The sequence below is a fragment of the Vibrio ouci genome (genome assembly GCF_004551525.1).
GTDB classification, from domain to species: domain Bacteria; phylum Pseudomonadota; class Gammaproteobacteria; order Enterobacterales; family Vibrionaceae; genus Vibrio; species Vibrio ouci.
In genome coordinates this window covers 302,790-319,911 of sequence record NZ_SATR01000001.1, presented here as the reverse complement: position 1 = coordinate 319,911, position 17,122 = coordinate 302,790, and the positions used below count along the sequence as shown (strand labels likewise).

The window sequence follows — 17,122 nt, the reverse complement described above, 5'->3', positions numbered from 1 at the left end:
TTACTCTTTGTTGAGAGGTGTTTAGCTTAGTTGACTAGGCAACAAACCTCTCGCCGCGATTAAAACGCTTTTATCTCGAACAAAATTTAACCGCAAAAGGTCAACAGACCCTGTTAATCTCTGTGCATACGAGGCTGATTTGTCATACTTTCATCAAGCCGTTACTGAACTGATCGAACGCGTAAAGGATGCGAAAGACGGTACAACCCGTCTAGTTCAAGTTCTTGAGGAAAAACCTGACTTCCCATTTATTGACTGGTTAGACGCCCAGCCATTATTTCCAAAGTTTTATTGGCAATCTCGCGATACCCGCGAAGAGGTGGTTGCGCTAGGTCAGTTACATACTTTCGTGGATCCTGCACCTGCTTACGCGATTTTAGCCGATGATCAGCGCATTTGGGGTGGTCGTTCCTTTGACGGTCACACCGGAAAAAATCGCCGTTGTATGTCTTCTTTCTTTTTTCTGCCGCAAGTGGAGTTAATCCGTTTTGATGACAAATGGTCGTTAGCGGTTAACCTCAATGTAGAGAAACATCGTACTCTCGCTGGCTTATATAAGCTGCAACTAGACGTAGCACCACTACCACCTATTTCATCTCATATTGAAAGCATTCAGCATGTGCCTGAAAAAGAGCAATGGTCTGAATTGGTTGACAAGGTGCTAACGGGCATTGAAAATGATGATTTCAAGAAAGTGGTATTAGCGCGAAAGACAACGGTCTCACTTGATCAGCCGTTGTGTGCTTCTCGTTTGTTGAAATCTAGCTATTTGAGCAACCATCATAGCTTTCACTTTTTGCTTTCTTTAGACAAAAAACACAGCTTTATCGGCTCAACGCCAGAGCGCCTTTATTTACGCCAAGGCCAAGAGCTGTACACCGAAGCGTTAGCAGGAACAATTGGCCGAGGCAGTAACGCCAGCCAAGATATGGAACTGGCTAACTGGTTAGCAAGTGACAGTAAAAACCTCAATGAGAACCAATATGTGGTGGACGATATCATTGAGCGTTTATCGCCGTATTCTGATGATGTAGTGGTCGAGCAAGAAGCAAGGCTAGTTCGACTGCGTAAAGTCCAGCATCTTAAGCGCAGCATCCATGCTCATCTGCACAAAGGCATTAATGGCGTTCAATTGCTTGGTGCTCTTCAGCCAACGGCAGCAGTAGCGGGCTTGCCTAGACAAGAGTCGATGGATTTTATTCAACAAAATGAACCTTTTGCTCGTGGTTGGTACGCTGGCTCAATGGGCTTTATTAGTCATCAAAGGGCCGAATTCTGCGTCGCAATTCGTAGTGCGTTAGTGTTAGATGGTGAAGTACAGCTATTCGCTGGTGCCGGTATTGTTCCCGGTTCTGTTGCCGAGTATGAATGGCAAGAGCTCGATAAGAAGATGTCGACGCTACTTTCTCTTATCTCAGATAACCCACCTCTTGGAGTTGCTTCTTAATGAGCGACCTAACGCAGACTATCAATCAAGCGGTACTGAATCGAATTTGGTGTCAAGTGTTACTTGAAGAACTGACTCGTCACGGTGTCACCGATCTTTGTGTCGCTCCCGGTTCGCGCTCAACGCCACTGATACTTGAAGCCGATGAAAATCCAAAACTGAATTTACATACCCATTTTGATGAGCGCGGACTTGGTTTTCTCGCGCTGGGTTTAGCAAAAGCCAGCGGCAAGCCAGTAGCGATCGTGGTGACTTCTGGTACAGCGGTGACAAACTTGCTTCCTGCGATTGCTGAAGCAAAACTGACCGGTGAAAAACTGGTTGTGCTGACTGCTGATAGACCTATTGAGTTGGTTGGTTGCGGTGCCAATCAAGCCATCAACCAATCGGGCATTTTCTCATCTCATGTAACGTCAGCGCTTGAACTGCCAAGCCCGTCATTGAATACACCGTTGAAGTGGTTATTGACGTCGATTGACCAAGTAATGTTTGAGCAACAACAGCAGGGAAGAGCGGTACATATTAATTGCCCGTTCCCTGAGCCGTTATATAGCAACGAAAACAAGTCAATTTATCAAGGTTATATTGATGAAGTGAGTACTTGGCTTGCGAATAAAGATACCTACACTTGCCAGCGTTCATACTCGGCTGTGCCTCATATCAACGTCGCTGAGTTTGCCTCGAAAAAAGGCGCCATCATTGTCGGCAGTGTCAGCTTGAGCGAAGCGAAGAAAGCGAAACAGTTAGCCGATAAACTTGGCTGGCCGATTTTTATTGATCCGCAAGCAGGGGTAACGTCTGACTGGGCTCACTATGATATCTGGCTACAAAACAGTGCTAATACAGCACTGCTTAATCAATGTGAATTGATCCTTCAAGTGGGCTCGCGAGTTGTATCGAAACGTCTCAATCAATGGCTAGTCGAGCAAGTTGAACAGCGCGGTGCACTCTATCATTTTCTTGACCCGAAAAGAGAGCGCAACAATCAAGCTCATTTGATGCAAACGCACCATGTTGCGGCAATTGAACCATGGTTAACCCAAGTTGTTAGCGCGATACAACCATTAACTTGTTCAGCCGCTGGTTGGGCAAAAGAACTATCGCATATTTCTCAACAAGTGGCGTCACTTGCTCAGCTTCACCTTGCAGCACCAGCTTGTTTGAGTGAGATTGGTTTGGCGTTAAACCTCAATCAGCTCCCTTTAAATACCGATATCTTCTTAGGGAACAGCCTATTTGTTCGTCTGGTGGATATGTTCAGCGGCGTGGCGGATTACTCCGTATACAGTAACCGCGGAGCTTCGGGTATCGATGGACTGATTGCGACGGCAACAGGCGTGATTCGAGCAAATCAATCACCGACCGTAGTATTTATTGGTGATACGTCACTGCTTTACGATATTAATTCGCTCGCGCTTCTGTCGCACCAATCGACGCCAGTTGTTGTTGTGGTGACCAATAACGATGGCGGGGCAATATTTGATTTACTGCCAGTGCCACAGCAGCAGAAACAATCGCTCTACCAAATGCCTCATGGCTTTGATTTCGAGCATGCTGCCAAGCAATTCAAACTGGCGTATAGCAAACCTGAAACCTTAGCCGCTTACACAGAAACAGTGAACAGTCACTTACTTGGTGGGCAAGGTACGCTATTGGTAGAGGTTCAAACTCCTCCGGAACAAGCTTCCTCTCAACTGAAAGAGTTTATTCAACAAGTCTATGCTCTTTAGTCATCCCACTCTCAGCGATAGCCAATCAAAACCCATTGTTGTGTATCTTCATGGTTTGCTGGGCTGTGGTAAAGATTGGCATCAGGTTCGCCAGCAACTTAGTGATTTTCCCTCGATTACCATCGACCTTCCGGGGCATGGAATGAGCGCATTACGCTCTTGTTTCAATTTTGAAGATTGTTGCGATCAAATATCTGACACTCTTCTCACCCATGTGAGTCCAGAGCAGCCTATAGTATTAGTTGGCTATTCCTTGGGGGGAAGGATAGCGATGTCCGGTGTGGCGAATCACTACTTTTCATCTCTTAATATTCAACGCCTTATTGTTGAAGGCGGGAACTTTGGCTTGCAAACCGAGCAAGACAAAAAAGCTCGTTGGGATAACGATCATCGCTGGGCTGAACGTTTTAGAAATGAGCCAATTGAGCAGGTGTTGGCCGATTGGTATTTGCAGCGCGTCTTTAGTTCACTAAACCATGAGCAAAGACAAAACCTGATATTAAAACGCAGTGCTAATCTAGGCACTTCAGTAGCGAGTGTGCTCGAAGCTACTTCGCTAGCTAGACAAGATTATTTGCTTGAGCGATTAAAATGCTCGGGCTTAACAACACATTATATTTGTGGCGAGAAAGACAATAAGTTTAGTCAGTTGGCCGAACAAAGCGGTTTGTCTTTTAGCCAAGTTGCACAAGCTGGACACAATGTTCATATCGAACAACCTCAAGCTTTTGCAGAAATCATAAAAGCTCAACTCAATACGCTTTGAGTCGTTAAGTTGAGTTATTAGGTAAACAAACAGGAATCACCATGGCAAAAACAGTCGGTATCTCAGAAGAAGAACTATACGCACCAGTTAACTGGAATGACTGCACAGGTGAATATGAAGATATTCAATACCATAAATCAGAAGATGGCATCGCAAAAATTACCATTGCTCGCCCTCAAGTTCGCAACGCTTTTCGTCCGCAAACAGTAAAAGAGATGATTAATGCTCTTGCTGATGCTCGTTACGACGAAGGTGTTGGTGTGATTATTTTGACTGGCTTAGGTGAGAAAGCCTTCTGTTCTGGTGGCGACCAGAAAATTCGCGGCGACTACGGCGGTTACCAAGATGATTCAGGTACTCACCACCTAAACGTTTTAGACTTCCAACGCCAAATTCGTACTTGTCCTAAGCCTGTAATCGCAGCGGTTGCAGGTTGGGCTGTCGGTGGTGGTCATGTTCTGCATATGATGTGTGACCTAACGATCGCGGCTGAAAACGCGCAGTTTGGTCAAACTGGACCGAAAGTTGGCTCATTTGATGGCGGTTGGGGCGCGTCTTACATGGCTCGTATCGTGGGTCAGAAAAAAGCACGTGAAATCTGGTTCCTATGTCGTTTCTACGATGCTCAAGAAGCATTGGATATGGGGCTAGTAAACACAGTTGTTCCAGTTGAAGAGCTAGAAAAAGAGACGGTACGCTGGTGTCGCGAGACGCTACAACACAGCCCAATGGCACTACGTTGTCTGAAAGCGGCACTGAACGCTGATTGTGACGGCCAAGCGGGTCTTCAAGAGCTAGCGGGTAACGCAACCATGATGTTCTACATGACAGAGGAAGGACAAGAAGGGCGCAATGCATTTAATGAAAAGCGTCGTCCGGACTTCAACAAATTCCCACGCAACCCTTAATTTGTTGTCGATATCGTCGCTCTAGCCTCAATAGCTACGTCGAGGATGCTCATTTATGCTTATAAACTGCGCGTCCTCTCCTTGCTCTTAAGGCTATAGCTTAGATATCAACGTACAAATGGGTGAAATATCCAATACAAGCTACATTTAAATCAAAATATAAAGGGATATTGCTATGAGATCAGCCAAACTGTATCGCTATGAATTGCCGATGGACAGTGGCGTGATACTGCGTGAACAAAGGCTAAAACATCGTGAAGGGTTTGTTGTCGAGCTAAGCTTGGACAGCGATGTTGGTAGAGGCGAAATTGCTCCACTACCTGGCTTTAGCGTAGAAACCATGGATGAGGTTTACTCGCAACTCGTTGAGCAGCTCGAATTGTGGCACCAAGGTTCAGAGTTAAAACTTGATGAGCTATTTCCGTCTGTCGCATTTGGACTTTCTATGGCTCAGATGGAGCTTAACAAAGAGCTTCCGGTAAACGGTAGCTATCAAGCTGCGCCGCTATGCTCTGGTGACCCAGATGAGTTACTGCCAAAGCTAAACGCTATGACAGGTGAGAAAGTCGCTAAGATCAAGGTTGGCTTATACGAACCTATCCGTGATGGAATGCTAGTCAGTCTGTTTTTGGAGTCGATTCCTGATTTGACGCTACGCTTGGATGCAAACCGAGCGTGGAGTGCTGAAAAGGCTGAGCAGTTTGCGAAAAAAATAGCGCCGTCACTGCGTGGTCGAATTGCGTTTATTGAAGAGCCTTGTCAGGTACCCGGTGATAGCTTTTCATTTGCGATCAATACCGGTATTGCGATCGCTTGGGATGAAACACTGCAACATGCGATTCGTAAAGATGACTTTAAGCTTGAGGACCTAAACGGGGCCAAAGCCATTGTTATTAAGCCGACCCTAATTGGTTCAGTAGAGCGCTGTATTGAGTTGATCGATAAAGCTAAGTTGCTCGGCATCAAGGCAGTGGTAAGCTCTAGCATTGAATCTAGTTTGGGTCTAACCCAGCTAGCAAGATTTGCGCATTGGCAGTTGCCTGATGAAGTGCCGGGATTAGATACGGTTGGGTTATTTGCTCAGCAGCTTGAAACTCCATGGCCTTCTTGTGAGTTGCCAGTTGTCAGCCTGGCAGAACAGCCATTGATATGGCAATCGTAATGCTGCGCGAACTTTCTCCTTTAAAACAATGGGCTCTAATGAGCCCATCTTTATGCGCACTCGAAACAAGTGATAGAAATTATACTTGGGCTGAGCTGAATGATTTAGTCGCCAAAGTAGCTAATCACCTAAATCAGCAGGGGCTTGAGGCTGGAGACGTACTCACCAGTGTTGGTAAGAACAGCATTGAGCAGATAATTATCTTCTTAGCTTGTTTAGAGCTAGGTGTTACCTGCGCGCTTACCATGCCACAAACTCGTGCTGAGCTAGACAATAAACTCGATACCTTGTACTTATCGAAGTCGAAGCAAAGGGTGTGGATTAATGTTGAGTGTCAAGAGCTAAGCGCGATCAGCAATATTCGATATGGCGAGACGGTAGAGCCTCAAGAAGTTAGTGCTTACCAACCTGATAACCTCGCTTCGATTGTTTTCACATCCGGTTCGACGGGCACACCGAAAGCGGTCACTCACACTTCTCGTCAGCATCTCGCCTCGGCGTCGGGGCTGCTGGAACCATTTTCCTATCAGCAAGGCGATACTTGGTTATTGAGTTTGCCTATGTACCATGTCTCAGGTTTAGCGATTGTTTATCGCTGGTTATACAGTGGTGCAATCATCAAGGTAGGCACAGGAGATTTGGCGACAGACATACTTGGGGTTAGTCATGCCTCTTTGGTCGCGACTCAGCTAAAGCGTTTGCTTGACGATAAAGTGTGTTTGTCACTGAGTCATGTCTTGCTCGGAGGCAGTCATGTGCCTTTAGCATTGAGTCAGCAAGCGGCCAAACAAGGTATCGAAACTTGGCTAGGTTATGGCATGACCGAAGCCGCCTCGACGGTAACGGCTAAACGTATCGATGAACACTACAGCGCAGGCAAGGTGCTACCTAACCGAGAGCTGAAACTTGAAGGGCAGCGGATCTATATTGGCGGAGAAACTCTTGCATCCGGTTATTACCGTAAAGGGAAGCTAACTCCACTAGTCGAAAATGGTTGGTTTGATAGCAAAGACTTAGGTGAGTGGGTGTCTGATGAGCTGAAAATCATTGGCCGAGCGGATAACCAGTTTATTTCCGGTGGTGAAAATGTTCATTGCGAAGAGATTGAAGCTGCCCTGATGCAGGTGCCTGATATTTCTCAAGCTATTGTTGTGCCTATCGCCGATGCTGAGTTTGGCCATCGCCCAGTTGCGGTTTGCATATTTACTCATGCGTTGGAAAAATGCGAAATTGAGGCCTATCTGCAACAACGGTTAGTTAAGTTCAAATGGCCAATTGCTTATTACTCTATGCCGGAAACGCTTTTGCAAAGTGGCATCAAGGTGTCGAGGAAGTCGGTGAAAGAGTGGCTAGCAAGCCAGATATAAAAAGAAGTGCAGATTCGGTGACTAAGCGAAAACTGCACTTCAGGGGGGCGTGGTGAAGGTGAATCACCACAAACTCTTATTTATTAGTTAGCCAGTTGTAGCTTCATCTGTTCGGCAACCTTGTCTACTTTGCCTAAACCGATGATGACCTGAAGTCCATTCTTACCGACAGGGACGACACCCGCAGCACCGAGCTGTTTCAACTTCGCACTGTCAGCCAGTGATGAATCTTTCACTCCTAAGCGAAGGCGAGTAATACAGTTGTCTACCTCGATGATGTTATCAGCGCCACCAATTGCCTTAATGTATTCAGCCGTCAGTTCTGGAATATCTTGAGACTCTTCTTTCGATAGGTCCTCACCGCGGCCAGGCGTTTTAAGGTTAAACTTAACGATGGCGAAGCGGAAAATAACGTAGTAAAGCGTAAAGAATACAAGACCTTGTAGTATTAGCATGTACCAGTTGGTCGCTAGAGGGTTTTGGCTCGATAGCACGAAGTCAACCAGACCTGCCGAGAAACCAAAGCCTGCCATCCATTCCATTGACGCAGCTATGTATAACGAGATACCAGTAAGAACTGCGTGAATTAGGAACAGTACTGGTGCTAGGAACATAAAGCTGAATTCTAGTGGCTCAGTAATACCTGTGAAGAACGAAGCCATACCTGCTGCCAGCATGATTGCAAACACTTGGTTCTTATTTTTAGCGTCCGCGCAGTGGTACATAGCGAGTGCAGCCGCAGGTAGACCAAACATCATGATTGGGAAGAAACCAGCTTGGTACATACCTGTTTTTCCAGGAATACCCGTACCATTGGCAATCGACTGAGCGCCGCCTAAGAAGTTAGGAATATCATTAATGCCTACAACGTCGAACCAGAATACTGGGTAGAGTGCGTGGTGCATACCTACCGATAGGAATAGACGGTTAAAGAAGCCAAATAGACCAGCACCAACTGAGCCCATGCTCTCAAGCTTGATGCCAAATAGGATCAGTGCATCGTACACAGCCGGCCAGATGTAAAGCAGAGCAAATGACAGCACCATACCAGCAAGAGAGGTTAGGATTGGAACTAAGCGCTTGCCGCTAAAGAATGCCAGTGCCTGAGGCAGCTCGACACTTGAGTAACGGTTATAGATCTCAGCAGAAATAATACCGATGATAATACCGATGATAATACCGATAAATTGGTTACTGATCTTAGCAAAAGCATCAGGTACTTCGCTTGCGTCAACACCCGTTAACTGAGCAACAGAACCAGGTGCGAGAAGTGTGGTTACCACTAAGAACATCACGAAGCCCGATAGCGCCGCTGAACCGTTTTTGTCTCGGCTTAGGCCAAATGCCACACCGACCGCGAATAGCACCGCCATGTTATCGATGATTGCGCCGCCAGACTTAATTAAAAATGCTGCAAGAATGTTTTCTGAACCCCAACCAACAGGATCCAGCCAATAGCCGATACCCATCAGGATTGCGGCTGCTGGCAGTGTGGCAACGGGTACCATCAACGCCTTACCCACTTTCTGCATATATCCAAGTATGTTCATATTTGCCCCTAAGATATTAAATTAATATTTTTAATATGAGAGCCGTTTGGCGAGAGTCAGACGCAACGTGCTCTCTATTGATAGCTTTCTGTGGTTGATTTTATGAGTTAATTCACGGTGCGAACAAACGAAATAGGTCACACTATGAATTAAAAATTTTAATGCATAAGTGCGTATGGCAAACCAACAACAGTTACTGAGAAATCTGCATACCTTCAATGTGGCGGCGAAAATGATGAGCTTCACGTTGGCAGCAAAAAAGCTTCACTTAACCCAAGGTGCAGTAAGTCATCGCATCAAAGTATTAGAAGGTGAACTTGGCTTTAACCTGTTTGTAAGAGGGACACGCAAGCTAGAGCTGACTCCTGAAGGGGAAAGGTTCAACAAAACAATCTCAAAGTCGTTAGGCCTCATCTATAGCGATATTGAACAGATTAATAACACCGAACTGCATGGACAGCTAAACATTGCCATGAGTCCAGCGTTTGCCAATGGTTGGCTACTGCCGCGTATTGCGGATTTTAAGCAAAGGTACCCGAGGCTTAATCTCAATATTTTTGCTCAAGAAGAACAAAACTATAACCAAGGTCAGTTAGATTTGGCGATTTACTACGGTACAAATCAACTGCCTGATATGTACCGAAAACGCTTGTTCGGTGAGAAGTACTTACCGGTTTGCACGCCTAAATATGCCAAAGATCTCGGTATATTTGACGATGGCCTAGAGTCACTTCACCGAGTAAATTTCATCCATGCTCTTGAATCAGATGTCTGGCAAAGATGGATTAAACATATTGGGGTTAAGGTCAACCTATTCGAACAGTTTTACTGTGTTAGCCACCGTGATATGGGGACCCAATGTGCTCGTAATCATGTCGGTGTGGCAATGGGGCGTTATCATTTCGTCAAACCATATATCGATAGTGGTGAGTTAATTACTCCTTACCCGAGTATGGAAACGGATATGAGTTATGACGTAGTTTGCCCTTCAGGGACGGAGAAGAGACCCAAAGTGCAAACCTTTATTCATTGGATCGAAGGACAACTTAGTTAATTTGGCAATTTCATAGTACAAATATGAATTTATCAATCTTATAACTTTAACTCATAATAGCATTTAGCTTGATATGGAAATTGGTATAAGAATGATGAAATCAGCCTTAGTTATCGCAGTAATTTTGCAGATAATCGTCGCTGTTCAAAGCGACGGTTTAGTTAGAGCATTGGCTGAGCTTTCTGCGTTTTTGCTCGTGTCCGTGTTGGTTCTCAGTGCCAAACCACAAAAGCGCAAAAAGCTAATCCCAAAAGCGGATGAGTTTTAAGCGAGAGTGAGCCACGCTAAAGAAGTGGTTGAAATCAAAGCCCACAACGTAACACCGAAAACTAACGGCTTAGGGCCGGAAGACTTCAGTTTCTCTACCGAAATACCGCAGCCTATCAAGAACAGACATATCACCAGCGCACGCTTGGCAATATCAAATATACCCTGATAAATGACTTCGAATTGTGGCACTAAATCGCTGAACGCGATCGCCGCGCAATAAAATAAAATGAAGTAAGGAATGGTGATTTTTTTTGAATCACTACGGAATAGAAATGCACTAAACAGAGCAATCGGAATAATCCATAGGGCTCTCGCTAATTTTAGTGTTGTTGCGGTGGTTAATGCTTCTTCACCATAAGCAGAAGCTGCGCCAACAACCGAAGAGGTATCATGTATTGCAATTGCAGCCCAGGTACCGAAAGTGTGCTGGTCTAGATTTAGTGCATGGCCGATAACAGGGAATATAAACAGCGCAATCGAGTTTAGAACGAAGACTGTCGCCAGTGCTAGCCCGATTTGCTCGTCGTCGGCTTTAATGGCAGGCGCTACAGCCGCAATCGCACTTCCGCCACAGATCGCGGTGCCTGATGAAATTAAATATCCGGTCTCTTTGTTTAGTCCCATCCATTTAGCAACCCACCATCCAATCAATAGTGTGCCCCAAATAGTTGCGATAATAAGGCCTATGCCATCAGAAGTGACCGCAAGCGCTTGATCAAAGTGAATCCCAAAACCGAGTCCAACGATGGAATAGGCGAGAAGCTTTTTGGTGAATTTGGCTAGGTTTAAATCGGCCGGCACTAGACCTAACGAGGCAAGTAAGAAGCCAATAACAAGAGCGGTTGGCGAAGAAATATAAGGCGTAAGACAAACGATTAAAGCTAAGCCAAAAGGAAGGTATCTAGTTATATTTTTCATTATGAAGACAGTAGTAGGCAATTACATGACAGTGTAGCGTAATGACCACGATAAATAGAGTTGAATGTATTGAACATGCGTTAAGAAAAACTAAACGCATGTTCAACCTAGTAACTTCAGCGGCAAGATTAACGCCAGTCTCCGCGCAGTGAGGATACCTTTTGATGCATGCTTTCCGTTGAAGCAAGGCTAGGATCAACAGGTGTGCCCACTTCGATCTCGATTTTAGACCAGAAACGTGATGGTAAACCTTTACAGGCTGCGCCTTTATAGCGACTAAAATAGCTGCCCCAAAGGCCTTTCAAGGCAACTGGGATTACTGGAACTGGGCTGCGTTTTAGGATCAAATCCATTCCGCGTAAGAAGTCGTTCATCTCACCGTCAGAGGTCAGTCGACCTTCTGGGAAAATACACACGATGTGACCTTCGGCTAACGCTTGCTCGACTTCATTGAAAGCACGGATGATTGAACGTCGATTGGTAGCAGAGATTGGGATAACCCCCGCACGGTTCAAAAAGCGTCTTAAAGGCGGCAAGTTAGCGTAATCTTCTTCCATAACGAAACGTATTAACCTTGGGCATACTGCGCTTAGCAATAGCGCATCCATATAGCTGACGTGATTGCAAACCAACAATGCGCCACTTTTCTGCGGTAGGTTATGTAGGTTCTTATGAGTGACGCGATACATGGTATGAGTCAGCATCCACACTAAGAATCGCACCACAAAAATAGGCACTTGCAGGCAGAGATAAATCGCGACCAACAGATTCATCACAGACAGTAATAAGAAAAGCTGAGGAATACTCAGTTCTAGGATGGTTAGACAGACAATACCTAAAACAGCGCTACCGACCATAAACAGGGAGTTGTAAATATTCAATCCCGCAATCACTTGTGCGCGTTCTGTTTCTTTTGCACGTTGCTGCATCAAGGCATAGAGAGGAACGATAAAAATCCCCCCTGAAACGCCAAGCATTAGCAGATAGGCAAATACCGGCCAAAGTGTTTGGTGCGAAACAAAATCAGTAAAGCCAACAAAGTCAGGAAGAGTCGTAGGGATAGATGTCGCCATTAGCGCGCCAAACACAGTAATGCCAAGACTACCGAGTGGAACAATACCGACTTCAATTCGATGGTTTGACAGTTTGTCACAGGCGAGTGAACCAATCGCGATACCAACAGAAAATAGAGCAAGTAAGAACGACACCGCACTCTCGCTGCCGTTAAGATGAAGTTTGGTAAAGTTTGGAAACTGGGTTAAGTACGCAGCGCCAAGGAACCAAAACCAACTGATAGCCATAAGCGCCTGAAAAATGATTCGGTCGGCTTTAGCAATCGCGATCGTTTTCTTGGTTTGCTTGATGGGCTGCCAACGGAATTTGAGGTCAGGAGCACTAGCCGGCGCTTCAGGGATTGAGCGACTAGAAATGTAGCCAAGCACCGCAAATACCACGACGCAAATCGCGGCGACATATTTAGCATTATCTGCAGAAGCAATCACACCAGTTCCTAAAGTACCGAGTAGTATGGCGAGAAAGGTTCCCGTCTCAACAAGAGCGTTCCCAGGCACGAGTTCATTAGATTTAAGCTGCTGAGGCAGTAAAGCGTATTTCACTGGGCCAAAAAAGGCGGACTGTGTCCCCATGAGGAATAGTAAAACCAGCAGAATGATGTAGCTCTCAGTAATAAATCCAATTGCGCCTAAACACATGATGCCTATTTCTGCGAGTTTAACTTTACGGATAAACCACGCTTTTTCGTATTTATCAGCAAGAACACCAGCAGAAGCAGAAAAAAGAAAAAAGGGCAGAATGAATAAGCCAGCTGCTAGATTGATGAATAGATTACTTGATACCGGGAGTGCGCCAGCGCCAGCAAAGGCGACAAATAGTAGCAAAACGTTCTTAAAAATGTTGTCGTTGAACGCACCAAAAAATTGAGTGACGAAGTAGGGCAAAAAGCGTCTTTGCCCAAGAAGCGAAGCCTGACTATTAGGCATTTGTGATCCTTATTCCCTTAGGATTTACCAATTGGTTAGGTAGTTAGACAGCAAATTCTCAATCAGCTCTTTGCCATCAATAGGTTCGGCAGCAAAAAACTTGTCGTCGACACTAAGCAGTGTAATACCATGTACACCGGACCATAATACACGACTTGCTTGTAGCACTTCTGCTTCACTACGATTTGGAGCCAGCGCTTTTAGCAGGTGCTCTAGCATGCCAGTCATTGAATCAATACGAGCCGACTGCCATTCAGGAAGTGGTTCTCCGTTCATATTATGTTCGAAGATTAACTGCCAGCGGTTTGGGTGGCGCTGGGCAAAGTCATGGTAACAATAGGCCAATTCATAAAGTGCCGTTTCAGCGTTGTTGCTGTTGGTGACTACTTGATTCGCTTCTTGAGTCAGTTCATCAAGAGTTTGAGCCACAGCATGCAGCAGCAGTAAGTTGTAGTTACCAAAAACGTTAACCAATGTACTCGGTACATAGCCAATCATATTCGCTATCTTTCGTAAGCTAAGATCGTGATGTGAGTTCGTCGCTAAAAATTCTTTGACGGTATTCAGTGTTAAAGCAACAAGCTCTTCGCGAGTATGATCGTTTCTTCGGGCCATGGTAAGTTATCTAAAATGAACATTGTTCAATATTTTAATTATCAGATGCCTATTGCGTCAACTGACAGTGCTATTATTTGCAATATTCTGATACATGTAATCAAGACGTTTTATTTTGAATATAGGCTAGCTAAGGTTAATATGATTAGATAAGTATAAATTCATAACCTTGATAGACACAAAAGGAAGAACATGAAACGACTCTTTTCTCTTGTTGCCCTACTGATGGTCTCAGTTGCGATTACTCCAATCGCTGAGGCGAAAAAGTTTGGTGGTGGTAAATCTTTTGGCAAAAGCTTTAAGACGGCACCTGCACCGAAACAGCAGCAACAGAACACCAATACGATTGGTAAAGATCAAACGACTAAAACTCAAAGCTCAAGCAAAAAGGGCTTAATGGGTGGTCTTTTAGGTGGCCTACTAGCTGGTGGCCTGCTCGCAGCATTCTTTGGTGGTGCATTTGAAGGTATCCAGTTTATGGATATTCTAATCATGGGCTTGATTGCCTTTGTGATCTTCAAGCTAATGCGCTCTATGCTTGGGGCGAAGCAGGGTAGTATGAACCAGCAGCGTCAACAGCCTGCTTTTGGTGGTTCAGCACCTAAATTTGAACAGCCAAATGTACATAACTTTGAGCAACCACAGAACGCACCGCAAGGTGGCGGTTTTGGCTTTGGCGCTCAAACAGATGTACCGCACAACTACCCACCGGGTTTTGATCAATCGGCATTCATCAATGGCTCACGCGAGCATTACCGTATCCTTCAAGGTGCTTGGAACCACAATCAGTTACACACGATTGAAGAGTATGTATCGCCAAGTCTATACGAAGATTTGAAAGCGGAACGCGCGAAGCTAGATGGTGAGCAGCATACTGACGTGATGTACGTTGACGCGGAAATTGTACGTGCTGATCACGATGCATCTAAAGCTCAGCTTAGCCTACAATTCAGTGGTCGTTACCGTGATGCAGTAGAAGGCATTGAAGAAGACATCACTGATATCTGGCACCTAGAGCGCGACCTAACGGCACCAAACGCGCCATGGTTGATTGTTGGTATTCAAGGCTAAACTAGCCTCGCCAATCAATAATTCAAACGCCCAAGTTAACGCTTGGGCGTTTTTGTATTTGAGCTAAAGGGAGTTCGCTTGATAGGATAGTCATGTTTAAAAATTACAATCATAAAGGTAAGTAAAGTGGCTGAATTTAAATACAAAAACCTATCTCAAGAAGAACAAGATAAGCTAGATGCAGCGACATTTCGTCGTTTATTGGCTCACCTTGACGAAAACAAAGATGTGCAGAACATTGATTTGATGATTCTGGCTGGCTTCTGCCGTAACTGTTTTAGCAAGTGGTACAAAGCAGAAGCGGAGAACCAAGGCGTAGATCTGGATATCGATGATGCTCGTGAGCGTGTATATGGCATGACTTACGATGAGTGGAAGCAGAACCACCAACCAAAAGCAACGCCAGAGCAACTCGCAGCTTTTGAAGCACGTCAGAACAAGGGTTAATTGACCCGAAAAAGAAAACCGCGACCTAAAGTCGCGGTTTTCTTATGCCAAAGGCTGACGTTGTTATTATAAGTTTGAGTAAGCGTTAATGGAGAAACCCATACCCAATTATTTTTCAGTTTTATTGCTCGATTTGACCTGTTTGCTCAAAAGCTTCTAATTTTGCAGCGTACGGCTGAAGGTCGCCGATATTCTCTTTTACCCATTCAGGGTTGTAGTAAGTATCTAGGTAGCGCTCACCGCTGTCACAAAGTAGTGTCACGATAGAGCCTTTCTCACCACGCTGTTTCATTTCACTTGCTAGCTGCAAAACACCATATAGGTTGGTACCTGTTGAAGCGCCGACTTTACGACCAAGCATTTTTTCTAACCAATGTGCCGTTGCGACTGATGCTGCGTCAGGGATAGTACGCATCTCATCGACAACACCTGGAATAAAGCTTGGTTCTACGCGTGGACGACCGATACCTTCAATTTTGCTACCGAAATCACCAGTAAGGTTCTTATTACCAGTTTTGTAGTAATCGTGGAAAACTGAATTCTCAGGGTCAACGACGCATAGCTTAGTGTCGTGCTGCTGGTAACGGATAAAGCGACCAATAGTAGCCGATGTACCGCCGGTACCTGGGCTCATAACAACCCATGCTGGCACTGGGTGATCTTCTTTTTCCATTTGGCTGAAAATAGAGTTAGCAATGTTGTTGTTACCACGCCAGTCAGTTGCACGCTCTGCGAAGGTGAACTGATCCATGTAGTGGCCATTGAGCTCTTGTGCTAAGCGATGCGATTCAGCGTAGATTTGGTCTGAGCGATCAACAAGGTGTGCTTGGCCGCCATAGAATTCGATCTGCTCGATTTTCTTGCGTGCTGTCGATTTTGGCATAACGGCAATAAATGGCAGACCAAGTAGTCGTGCAAAGTAAGCTTCAGAAACCGCTGTGCTGCCAGAAGATGATTCGATGATGGTTGTCTCTGGGCCAACCCAGCCGTTACAAATTGCATATAAGAATAGCGAGCGAGCAAGGCGGTGTTTAAGAGAACCCGTTGGGTGTGTACTTTCGTCTTTAAGATAAACGTCGATACCATCAATGCTTGGCAGATCAAGTTTGATCAAATGAGTATCAGCGCTACGTTGGTAATCCGCTTCAATTTTACGAACCGCGTTATTAATCCAGTTATGGTCAGTACACATAGGGTTTCTCCTTAGAATCGTTATGTTATTAATCTAACGAGTTTGTCGGAGAAAAACTTTGCTATTTATGCTTTGATTTGCTTTATTTGGAGAAAAGTTTTCTACAAAGTTGATGTTATGGAAATTGAACTAGATAAAATTGATCGAAAAATACTCGATCTACTCCAAAATGATGGCACGCTTTCTTTGAATGACTTATCGGAAGCGGTCAATCTAACCACAACGCCATGCTGGAAAAGGCTAAAGAAGATGGAAGAAGCAGGGATCATTCAAAAGCGTGTAGCTTTGTTGAACCCTGAAAAGCTCGACTTGTCTTTCACGGCCTTTGTGTTGGTCAAAACCAGTGATCATTCACATGAGTGGTATAACCAATTCGTCTCTACGGCATCGGAGTTTCCTGAAGTGATGGAGTTCTACCGTATGGCGGGGGAGTATGACTACATGATGAAAGTACTGGTGAAAGATATGCAGTGTTTCGATCACTTCTATAAGAAGCTGGTTAACTCAGTGGCAGGTATTTCTAATGTCACGTCTACCTTTGCAATGGAGCCTTTGAAGTACACCACAGCACTGCCGATATGTAATGACTAGTAATGAATAGAAAAATGCCACTCGCAGGGAGTGG

General features: G+C 45.1%; 16 protein-coding genes. 11 read left to right on the top strand and 5 right to left on the bottom strand.

Annotation, left to right across the window (positions count from 1 at the left end; translation table 11 throughout):
- The first annotated feature begins 139 nt into the window (after window positions 1–139).
- From ELS82_RS01345 to menE, 6 genes are all read left to right on the top strand, one after another.
- Complete coding sequence (locus tag ELS82_RS01345) at window positions 140–1,447, top strand: isochorismate synthase (protein WP_134833864.1); 1,308 nt, start codon at window positions 140–142, stop codon at window positions 1,445–1,447.
- Window positions 1,447–3,177: a 2-succinyl-5-enolpyruvyl-6-hydroxy-3-cyclohexene-1-carboxylic-acid synthase gene (gene menD / locus ELS82_RS01340; RefSeq protein ID WP_134833863.1), complete on the top strand. Its 1,731-nt coding sequence runs from the start codon at window positions 1,447–1,449 to the stop codon at window positions 3,175–3,177. The genes ELS82_RS01345 and menD overlap by 1 nt, the downstream gene beginning before the upstream one ends.
- On the top strand, window positions 3,167–3,943 hold the full coding sequence (gene menH / locus ELS82_RS01335) for a 2-succinyl-6-hydroxy-2,4-cyclohexadiene-1-carboxylate synthase (RefSeq protein WP_134833862.1): 777 nt from the start codon (window positions 3,167–3,169) through the stop codon (window positions 3,941–3,943). The genes menD and menH overlap by 11 nt, the downstream gene beginning before the upstream one ends.
- 41 nt (window positions 3,944–3,984) lie before the next feature.
- Window positions 3,985–4,851, top strand: a complete 867-nt coding sequence (gene menB, locus ELS82_RS01330) for a 1,4-dihydroxy-2-naphthoyl-CoA synthase (RefSeq protein ID WP_038207015.1) — start codon at window positions 3,985–3,987, stop codon at window positions 4,849–4,851.
- Between the two features lie 175 nt (window positions 4,852–5,026).
- The gene (menC, locus tag ELS82_RS01325) at window positions 5,027–6,013 is read left to right on the top strand and encodes an o-succinylbenzoate synthase (RefSeq protein ID WP_134833861.1); all 987 of its coding nucleotides are present in this window, start codon (window positions 5,027–5,029) and stop codon (window positions 6,011–6,013) included.
- On the top strand, window positions 6,013–7,380 hold the full coding sequence (gene menE, locus ELS82_RS01320; RefSeq protein WP_134833922.1) for an o-succinylbenzoate--CoA ligase: 1,368 nt from the start codon (window positions 6,013–6,015) through the stop codon (window positions 7,378–7,380). The genes menC and menE overlap by 1 nt, the downstream gene beginning before the upstream one ends.
- Window positions 7,381–7,463: 83 nt before the next feature.
- Here menE and nagE read toward each other — a convergent pair whose 3' ends face one another.
- Window positions 7,464–8,930 (bottom strand): N-acetylglucosamine-specific PTS transporter subunit IIBC, encoded by a 1,467-nt coding sequence (gene nagE, locus ELS82_RS01315; protein ID WP_134833860.1) that lies wholly within the window; start codon window positions 8,928–8,930, stop codon window positions 7,464–7,466.
- A gap of 175 nt (window positions 8,931–9,105) precedes the next feature.
- Between nagE and ELS82_RS01310 the strand changes: the two genes are divergently transcribed.
- Both ELS82_RS01310 and ELS82_RS26240 read left to right on the top strand, forming a co-directional pair.
- Window positions 9,106–9,984: a LysR substrate-binding domain-containing protein gene (locus ELS82_RS01310; protein WP_134833859.1), complete on the top strand. Its 879-nt coding sequence runs from the start codon at window positions 9,106–9,108 to the stop codon at window positions 9,982–9,984.
- Window positions 9,985–10,075: 91 nt separating this feature from the next.
- Window positions 10,076–10,252 (top strand): hypothetical protein, encoded by a 177-nt coding sequence (locus tag ELS82_RS26240; RefSeq protein WP_167489183.1) that lies wholly within the window; start codon window positions 10,076–10,078, stop codon window positions 10,250–10,252.
- Here the strand turns inward: ELS82_RS26240 and ELS82_RS01305 are convergent.
- From ELS82_RS01305 to ELS82_RS01295, 3 genes are all read right to left on the bottom strand, one after another.
- Window positions 10,249–11,172, bottom strand: coding sequence for a YeiH family protein (locus ELS82_RS01305; RefSeq protein WP_134833858.1), 924 nt, complete (start codon window positions 11,170–11,172; stop codon window positions 10,249–10,251). The genes ELS82_RS26240 and ELS82_RS01305 overlap by 4 nt on opposite strands.
- A 128-nt stretch (window positions 11,173–11,300) precedes the next feature.
- Window positions 11,301–13,172, bottom strand: coding sequence for an MFS transporter (locus ELS82_RS01300; protein ID WP_134833857.1), 1,872 nt, complete (start codon window positions 13,170–13,172; stop codon window positions 11,301–11,303).
- 24 nt (window positions 13,173–13,196) lie between these two features.
- Window positions 13,197–13,787 (bottom strand): TetR/AcrR family transcriptional regulator, encoded by a 591-nt coding sequence (locus ELS82_RS01295; protein WP_134833856.1) that lies wholly within the window; start codon window positions 13,785–13,787, stop codon window positions 13,197–13,199.
- A 192-nt stretch (window positions 13,788–13,979) separates the two neighbouring features.
- On the opposite strand from ELS82_RS01295, the gene ELS82_RS01290 reads away from it, so the two are divergent.
- Both ELS82_RS01290 and ELS82_RS01285 read left to right on the top strand, forming a co-directional pair.
- The gene (locus tag ELS82_RS01290; RefSeq protein WP_053438232.1) at window positions 13,980–14,858 is read left to right on the top strand and encodes a Tim44 domain-containing protein; all 879 of its coding nucleotides are present in this window, start codon (window positions 13,980–13,982) and stop codon (window positions 14,856–14,858) included.
- Between the two features lie 126 nt (window positions 14,859–14,984).
- Window positions 14,985–15,305 carry a DUF1244 domain-containing protein gene (locus tag ELS82_RS01285; protein ID WP_134833855.1) on the top strand — a complete coding sequence of 107 codons (321 nt, stop codon included), beginning with the start codon at window positions 14,985–14,987 and terminating at the stop codon, window positions 15,303–15,305.
- A 121-nt stretch (window positions 15,306–15,426) separates the two neighbouring features.
- On the opposite strand, the gene ELS82_RS01280 is transcribed toward ELS82_RS01285, so the two are convergent.
- The gene (locus ELS82_RS01280) at window positions 15,427–16,497 is read right to left on the bottom strand and encodes a PLP-dependent cysteine synthase family protein (protein ID WP_134833854.1); all 1,071 of its coding nucleotides are present in this window, start codon (window positions 16,495–16,497) and stop codon (window positions 15,427–15,429) included.
- A 117-nt stretch (window positions 16,498–16,614) separates the two neighbouring features.
- Here ELS82_RS01280 and ELS82_RS01275 point away from each other — a divergent pair, with 117 nt between their 5' ends.
- Window positions 16,615–17,088 (top strand): Lrp/AsnC family transcriptional regulator, encoded by a 474-nt coding sequence (locus tag ELS82_RS01275; RefSeq protein WP_004414524.1) that lies wholly within the window; start codon window positions 16,615–16,617, stop codon window positions 17,086–17,088.
- The last annotated feature ends 34 nt before the right edge of the window (window positions 17,089–17,122 follow it).